The organism is Geomonas sp. (genome assembly GCF_056994735.1).
This window is the reverse complement of sequence record NZ_JBXKJL010000027.1, coordinates 1-7,838: the sequence shown is the minus strand read 5'-3', so window position 1 is coordinate 7,838 and position 7,838 is coordinate 1. Positions and strand designations below refer to the sequence as shown.

General features: G+C 60.0%; 6 protein-coding genes. 5 read left to right on the top strand and 1 reads right to left on the bottom strand.

The window, feature by feature from the left end:
* Positions 1-41 precede the first annotated feature (41 nt).
* The 4 genes from AC11W3_RS01040 to AC11W3_RS01025 all read left to right on the top strand — a co-directional run bounded on the left by AC11W3_RS01040 (position 42) and on the right by AC11W3_RS01025 (position 3,488).
* Entirely contained in the window at positions 42-1,052 is a 1,011-nt protein-coding gene (locus tag AC11W3_RS01040) for a TRAP transporter substrate-binding protein (RefSeq protein WP_484088520.1), read from the top strand.
* A 74-nt stretch (positions 1,053-1,126) separates the two neighbouring features.
* Complete coding sequence (locus AC11W3_RS01035; protein WP_484088519.1) at positions 1,127-1,762, top strand: TRAP transporter small permease; 636 nt, start codon at positions 1,127-1,129, stop codon at positions 1,760-1,762.
* On the top strand, positions 1,759-3,156 hold the full coding sequence (locus tag AC11W3_RS01030; RefSeq protein WP_484088518.1) for a TRAP transporter large permease: 1,398 nt from the start codon (positions 1,759-1,761) through the stop codon (positions 3,154-3,156). The genes AC11W3_RS01035 and AC11W3_RS01030 overlap by 4 nt, the downstream gene beginning before the upstream one ends.
* Positions 3,156-3,488 (top strand): hypothetical protein, encoded by a 333-nt coding sequence (locus AC11W3_RS01025; RefSeq protein WP_484088517.1) that lies wholly within the window; start codon positions 3,156-3,158, stop codon positions 3,486-3,488. Before AC11W3_RS01030 ends, AC11W3_RS01025 begins: the two co-directional genes overlap by 1 nt.
* A 62-nt stretch (positions 3,489-3,550) precedes the next feature.
* Here AC11W3_RS01025 and mepK read toward each other — a convergent pair whose 3' ends face one another.
* A complete protein-coding gene (gene mepK / locus AC11W3_RS01020) occupies positions 3,551-4,111 on the bottom strand; it encodes a peptidoglycan L,D-endopeptidase MepK (protein ID WP_484088516.1) in 561 nt (186 codons plus the stop codon).
* A 201-nt stretch (positions 4,112-4,312) separates the two neighbouring features.
* On the opposite strand from mepK, the gene AC11W3_RS01015 reads away from it, so the two are divergent.
* A partial coding sequence (locus AC11W3_RS01015) for a DEAD/DEAH box helicase (RefSeq protein WP_484092347.1) occupies positions 4,313-7,838 on the top strand: 3,526 nt, incomplete at its 3' end.

Sequence of the window (7,838 nt, the reverse complement as noted above, 5' to 3'; positions counted from 1 at the left end):
AAGGTAAACAACTGGCGGTACATCATTAAGGAGGAGCATCTATGAAACTGAGAACACTGTTGAAGAGTCTGGCCGTCGGCGCCACCCTTGCCCTGCCGATGACAGCCCTGGCTGCACCGGGGCCGATCGTGATCAAGTTCAGCCACGTAGTGGCACAGAACACGCCGAAGGGGCAGGCCGCGGACTATTTCAAGAAACTTGCCGAAGAGCGGACCAGGGGACGGGTCAAGATCGAGGTCTATCCCAACAGCCAGCTCTACAAGGACAAGGAGGAGATGGAGGCGCTGCAGCTGGGCGCGGTCCAGATGCTCGCCCCCTCCCTGGCCAAGTTCGCCCCCCTCGGCGTAAAAGAGTTCGAGGTCTTCGACCTTCCCTTCATCTTCGACAACTACCAGGAGCTGCACAAGGTCACCCAGGGACCGGTCGGCGCGAAGCTGCTGAAGAAGCTGGAGCCCAAAGGGATCCTCGGTCTGGCCTACTGGGACAACGGCTTCAAGGTCATGAGCGCCAACAAGCCGCTCAAGTCCCTGAACGACTTCAGGGGCCAGAAGATGCGCATCCAGTCCTCCAAGGTCCTCGATTCCGAGATGCGCTCCCTGGGCGCGATCCCGCAGGTCATGGCCTTCTCCGAGGTCTACCAGGCCCTCCAGACCGGCGTGGTCAACGGCACCGAGAATCCCCCTTCCAACCTCTACACCCAGAAGATGCACGAAGTGCAGAAATACGTGACCCTCTCCGACCACGGTTACCTGGGCTACGCCGTCATCGTCAACAAGAAATTCTGGGAAGCGTTGCCGAAGGATATCCGCACCATCCTTGAGGGAGCCATGAAGGACGCCACCAAATTCGCCAACGACGTGGCCAAGAAGGACAACGACGAGGCCCTGGCGGGCGTGAAGAAGTCGGGGCGTTCCCACCTGGTCACCCTGACCCCGCAGGAGCGCGCTGCCTGGAAGAAGGCCATGGACAAGGCCCACAAGGACAACATGAACCGCATCGGTGCCGACATCGTCAAGGAAGTCTATGCAGCCACCGGGTATAACGCCAAGTAACAGGGGAATCGCCTTTTGACAGGGGCCGCTGCGGCCTGCGCAGCGGCCCCGTCCGATGCTCCAGGAGAGAGAATATGAAATACCTCGATCACCTTGAGGAAGCCATCATCACCTTCCTTATGGGGGCAGCTACACTTATCATCTTCGTTTCGATCATTCACCGCTATGCCGCGGGCTTGCCGATTCCGGGCCTCCAGGATTGGCTGATTTCCCTCAACCTCAGCTGGGCCCAGGAACTCTGCATCTACATGTTCGTGTGGATGGCCAAATTCGGTGCCGCCTACGGTGTCCGCTCCGGCATCCATGTCGGGGTCGACGTCCTCGTCAACCGCCTCCCGGCGGACTGGCGCAAAAAAGGGGTGATGGTCTCGGTCATCTGCGGAGCCTTCTTTACCGGCATCATCGGCACCCTCGGCTGGAGGTTCGTATGGGAAAACGGCATGCACTACGCCGTGTTCCATCTTCTCGGCATCGCCACAGGTGACGTGCCGCAAGGCCCGACGACACCGGACCTCGAGTGGCCAACCTGGGCCATCTACTCCGCGGTGCCGCTCGGATCTTACCTGATGTGCTTCAGGTTCATCCAGGTGGGCTGCCGCTTCATCAGGACAGGGGAGTTGCCCCGTCACAATGAGGCGCATGTCGATGGACTTGAGGAAGATGCCGGGGTGATTGAAGGGGAACTTGCTGCTGGAGGTGCGACAAAATGAGTACGATTGCCGTGGAAGAAATTCATGTAGTACCCCCGATGAGCAAGGCTAAGGCAGGGGGCTGGCTGATAGGGCTCTCGGTGGTCCTCTTGGGAGTCGGCTTCTATTATGGGAACGTGGGGATCGTCTTCGCTCTCCTGCTGGCGCTGATGCTGACCGGGGTTCCGGTTTCGATCGCACTGGGCCTGACCGTTCTGACCTTCCTTTACCTGCTGACCAATGTGCCGGTCGAGGCCGTGGCGCTGAAGCTTTTCACCGGCATCGAAAAGTTCGAAATCATGGCCATACCATTCTTCATCCTGGCAGGAAACTTCCTGACCCACGGCGGCGTCGCCAGGAGGATGATCGACTTCGCGACCAGCATGATCGGGCACTGGCACGGCGGATTGGCTCTGGCCGGCATTATCGCCTGCGCCATGTTCGCCCTTGTCTGCGGATCGAGCGTCGCCACCGTGGTGGCCATCGGGTCCATCATTCTTCCGGCGATGGTGCGGCATGGCTACCCCATGCGGTTCGGGGCCGGGGTCATCGTATGCGCCGGATCTCTCGGCATCCTGATGCTCCCCTCCATTCCGAAGGTCATCTATGCCATCTCGACCAACACCTCGATCGGCGCACTCTTCGTTGCCGGCCTGATCCCGGGGATGCTCCTCACCCTGATGCTCTGCGTGGTGACCTGGTACGTTTCCAAGAAGAGAAACTACAAGAGGTTGGAAAAGGCCAGCTGGCCACAGCGTTTCTCAGCCTTCAGGAAGAGCGTGTGGGGGCTGATGCTGGTGGTCATCATCGTCGGCGGCATCTACAGCGGGATCTTCACCGCGACCGAAGCGGCGGCGATGTCCGCGGTCTATGCCTTCTTCATCTCCGTCTTCGTCTACAGGGACATGGCCTTCAAGGACGTCCCGCGGGTCCTGCTGAACTCCGCCAACCTGAGCGCGATGCTGCTGTACATCATCACCAATGCCGTCCTCTTCTCCTTCCTCATGTCCCATGAGAACATCCCTCAGGCCATGGCGGACTGGATTCTCGGCAAGGACCTCGGCGTGGTGACCTTCCTTATCTTCGTGAACCTGGTCCTGCTGTTGGCCGGCAACGTGATGGAACCGTCGTCGATCATCTTGATCTTCGCCCCGATTCTCTTCCCTGCCGCTACCCGACTGGGCATCGACCCGGTCCACTTCGGCATCCTCATAGATGCCAACATGGAGGTCGGTCTCTGCCATCCTCCCGTCGGGCTCAACCTGTACGTGGCCAGTGGCATCTCGAAGCTCAGCATTACCGAGTTGACGGTGGCGGTCATGCCATGGCTGATGACAATGATCGTCTTCCTTGTCATCGTCACCTACTGGCCATCGCTATCTATCTGGTTACCTAAAATGATGGGGATGATGTGATGGGCGCTGCGCAGGACCACCTCTTTATCTACCTGATCGTGGCGCTCAACGCGGCCTGCCACCCGATGCTGATCTGCCGGCTGAAGATGGACCGGGCGCAGAAATGGAAATTCTCCATGATAGCGGTGGCAGTTCCCGCCGTGGTCATGATGACCATGCGGCTGGTCGTGGCGGGTGGGCTCATCCATGGCCGGGTCGTCGATCAGGTTGCCATCGAGCGCGCCGTCACCACGCTGGCCAGTGCCCTGCTCCTTGCCGGTCCCGTGATGGCAACCGCAGCAGCAGTTCTTTCCAGCAGGAAGCACCGGCCTGCGGCCGTCGTCGAGAGCTGACACCCTCAGCCGATAAAACAAAGAGACCCACTTCAGCAGCTGACGAAGTGGGTCTCTTTTTCTTACCAGGTCCTGAAGGTGCCTGAATCGATGTGAACGAAGTTGTTCTTGGGGTAGTAGCCGACGCCTCCAGCGGCCAGAGCCAGTGCCGTCTGCCTGATCCTGCGGAGAGAGACCCCCGGGATCACCAGGTCGATGGCCATCCCTTTCAAGTGGAAGCTGTCCTTGGCCACCGCTTTCGACTTGCTCCTGAGCATCCTGTTGTAGGCAGGGGAGCGGTAACCGGAGATGATGTGGATCTCGTTGTCACCGCCCAGGCTGTTGTCCAGCCGGTTCAGGTATTCGAGGACCCGGATGTCCATCTCGGTAGTCTCGTTGGTGTTGTGGCAGCGCAAGATCCAGTTGATGGACTGCAGGGCGTCCTGACAGTACTCTCCCAGGCTGTTGCGGTAGGTGACGGTCAGCCTCTCCTGATTATTGGTGTTGTAGAGAGATAATTTTCCTTCCGGGAATCCCCCGGCATCGAGGATTTTGGCGAAGGCGGACTTGGCGCCAACGAGGGTTGCGGCAAAAAGGGCGGACGACTTCAGGAACATCCTGCGGCACAACATTATATCCTTCAAATAAAAAACCTCCAAAATCAAGTAGTTACCTGCTTTCGGCCCTTTCTTGCTACCATAAAAGCGTCCGTCATGTCAACCTTCACAGCAATTCTGCGCCCTCCTGCCGATGAAGACCGACACGCCGCCCCTCCACCATTGGCATCAGGCCCTTTGTGTTATAATGAGTAATCCTGCAGACACTCCAGTACCGCGAGATCATCAATGGCGGCTGACGTCCTCAAACAATTCCATCCACTGATCGGCAGGTGGTTCGGGGAAACGTTGGGTGAACCTACCGACGTGCAGTTGCGCGCATGGGCCGAGGTGATGCAGCAGCGGCACGTGCTGGTGACTGCTCCGACCGGGAGCGGGAAGACGCTGGCGGCCTTCCTGTGGGCCATAAACCAGCTGGTCACCGGAGCCTGGCCGCGCGGCGAAACCAGGGTCGTCTACGTCTCCCCCCTGAAGGCCCTCAATAACGACGTGCGCCGAAACCTCCTCGCGCCACTGGAGGAACTGCGCGAATACTTCACCAAGGCCGGCGTCCCCTTCCCCGCCATAAGCGTCCAGACCAGAAGCGGCGACACCCCCGGCAACGAGCGGCGCAGGATGCTGCGCAACCCGCCGGAGATCCTCATCACCACCCCCGAAAGTCTCAACATCCTCCTCACCTCGAAAGGAAGCAGGTCCACGCTCTCCGGCGTCACAACAGTCATCCTGGACGAGATCCATGCGGTGGCCGGGAGCAAGCGGGGGACGCACCTGATAACCGCGGTGGAAAGGCTGACCCTCCTGAGCGGGGAGTTCCAGCGTATCGCGCTGTCGGCGACAGTCAGACCGCTGGAGACGGTGGCTGACTTCATCGGGGGGCTGAGGCAAAGGGGGAGGGAATATACCAGGCGACCCGTCTCCATCGTCAGGGGGGAGCGCGCCAAAAAGTTCAGCCTGACGATCAGCGCCCCCGGGCAGAGCGAGCTCCAACAGCGCGACGACTACTGGCCGGCACTGATCAGACGCTTTGCCGACATCATCGACCACCATCGCTCCACCCTCTTCTTCGCCAACAGCAGGCGGACCACGGAAAAGGTAACCAGGCTCATCAATGAGGAGACAGGCGAGGAAGTCGCCTATTCCCACCACGGATCCCTCTCCCGCGAGATCCGGCTGGCCGTGGAGGAGCGGCTCAAACGCGGCGAGCTCAAGGCCATCGTAGCCACCAATTCGCTGGAGTTGGGCATCGACATCGGAAAGCTCGACAGCGTGGTCCTCATCCAGACACCCCGCTCCATATCCTCCGCCATCCAGCGCATCGGCCGCTCCGGACACGGTGTCGGCGAGGTCAGCTCGGGAATGCTCTTTCCGACGAACGGCACCGACTTCATCTCGGCCGCGGTCATCGCCCGCGCCATTGCCGACGGTGAGATCGAGGAGCTGCATCCGGTCGAGACCCCACTCGACCTCCTGGCCCAGATCATCCTCTCCATGGCCCTCCCCGAAAAGTGGAACCTGGACGACCTTTACGACTTTCTGAGGACGAGCTATCCGTACCGGAACCTCACCCGGCAGCAATTCGACCTGGTGGTCGGCATGCTGGAAGGGAGGTATGCGGAGTCCAAGGTGATGGAACTTCGCCCGAGGGCGACGGTCGACAGGCTGAACGACACCATCTCGACCCGACCGGGACTGTCGATGCTCATTTACCTGGAAGGAGGAACCATCCCGGAAAGGGGATATTACGAGCTGAGGCTGAAGGATTCCGGCGCCAAGATCGGGGAACTGGACGAGGAGTTCGTCTGGGAGAGGAAGCTGGGGGAGACCTTTGCCCTGGGCGCGCAGCTCTGGCAGATCACCGACATCACCCACAGCACCGTCCTGGTGATTCCGGCGCAAAGGGTTCAGCAGATCATCCCCTTCTGGAGGGCGGAGGAACTCGATCGCGACTTTTTCTATTCGGAAAAGATCGCCTCCTTTCTCGAGTACTGCGCGGAAACGCTCGGTACGGAAGGTTTCGTCGGCGAGCTGATGGATCGCCACTTCATGGACCGACGGGCGGCCGAGGCACTGCAGTCGTTCCTGAAGTTGCAGCAGGAATCGGGCGGGACGGAGCTCCCCCACCGGCACCACCTCCTGGTCGAGCACTTCCATGATCCGCTCACGACCGGCCACACCCAACAGATCATCCTCCACACATTGTGGGGAAACACCCTCAACCGCCCCTTCACCTTCGCCCTTTCCGCAGCCTGGGAGAACAAGTACGGCTGCACCCTGCAAGCCTTTTACGATAATGACGGCATAGCGCTGCTGGTTCCTCATGACATCGACCTGCACGACATTCTTTCACTGGTGACGCCGGGGAACATCGAGTCGCTGCTGCGGGCTTCTCTCGAGAGTACCGGCTACTTCGGGGCCAGATTCCGTGAGAATGCCGGACGCGCCCTTTTGCTGTCGCGGACGAACTTCAAACGGAGGATGCCCCTGTGGCTGAACCGCCTGCGCTCCCGGAAACTCATGGCTTCGGTGATGAGATTCCGCGATTTCCCCATCCTTCTGGAGACTTGGCGCTCGTCGCTGCAGGACGACTTCGATCTGCCAAACCTCAAGCGCCTGCTCGAAGAGTTACATGATGGCGACATAAGGGTTTCGCAGATCCGCACCACAGTTGCAACGCCCTTTGCCAAGGGACTCATCTGGCTCCAAACCAATAAATACGTTTACGAGGACGACACTCCCGACGCCGTAAGGACCTCGGCGCTCGGCCAGGACCTGTTGAAAGAGCTGGCCTTCTCGCCGCACCTGCGTCCCCGGATACCGAAGGAGCTGATCAGGATCTTTGAGGATAAACAGCAGCGGATAGCCCCCGGATATGCTCCTGATTCGGCGAGGGAGCTGATCGACTGGGTGAAGGAGCGGCTCCTCATCCCGCAGGAGGAATGGTCGAGGCTGCTGGAGGCAATGGAGCGGGATCAGGGCCTGGACAGGGAGGAGGAGTTGATCTCACAGGTCGCGGAAAGGGTTGTGATCATTGAAATACCTGGAGCACCGAGATCGGTGGCGGCGATTGAGATGCTCCCCGAGCTGGCAGCGGGATTGGCACGGGACTGGCGGGATATACGACTGACGGCACTGGTTGAGAGCCCGGCATTACTGGAGGGACTGCAGACATCAGCACGAAAAATGATGAGCCGCCAAAGCCGCACTTCCTCCGGGGAGGGAAACGACGAGGGCGATTCGGCAACGGTGAGACTGCTGGGGAGATGGCTAAGTTACCACGGGCCACTTGAGTTTCCATTCGTGCAGCGGACCTTGGCATTGCCGGACGATCTCTTTCAAGATTCCATTCATGCCCTGGAGGAGGCCGGGCTGGTGCTGCTGGATCAGTTTACTGAAGTCGGCAATCTCCCGGAGCTCTGCGATGCCGCCAACCTGGAGTCGCTCCTCAGGATGCTCCGCAGGTCGCGGAAGGCGCCCTTCGAGGCACTCGACCTTTCCTACCTCCCCCTCTTTCTCGCCACCTTCCAGGGAGTGGTCCGACCGGGTGTTTCGGTGGACGATCTGAAAAAAAGGATGGAACAGCTGCTGGGCACTCCCCTTACCGCCGGGGCATGGGAGGAAGAAGTGCTACCGGCGCGCCTCCAGCCATACCTCAACCCGTGGCTTGACAGCCTGATGCAGAGCAGCGATCTCCTCTGGTTCGGCTGCGGCCAGAGGAAGGTCTCATTCGCCTTTCCCGAGGATCTCGATCTCTTCC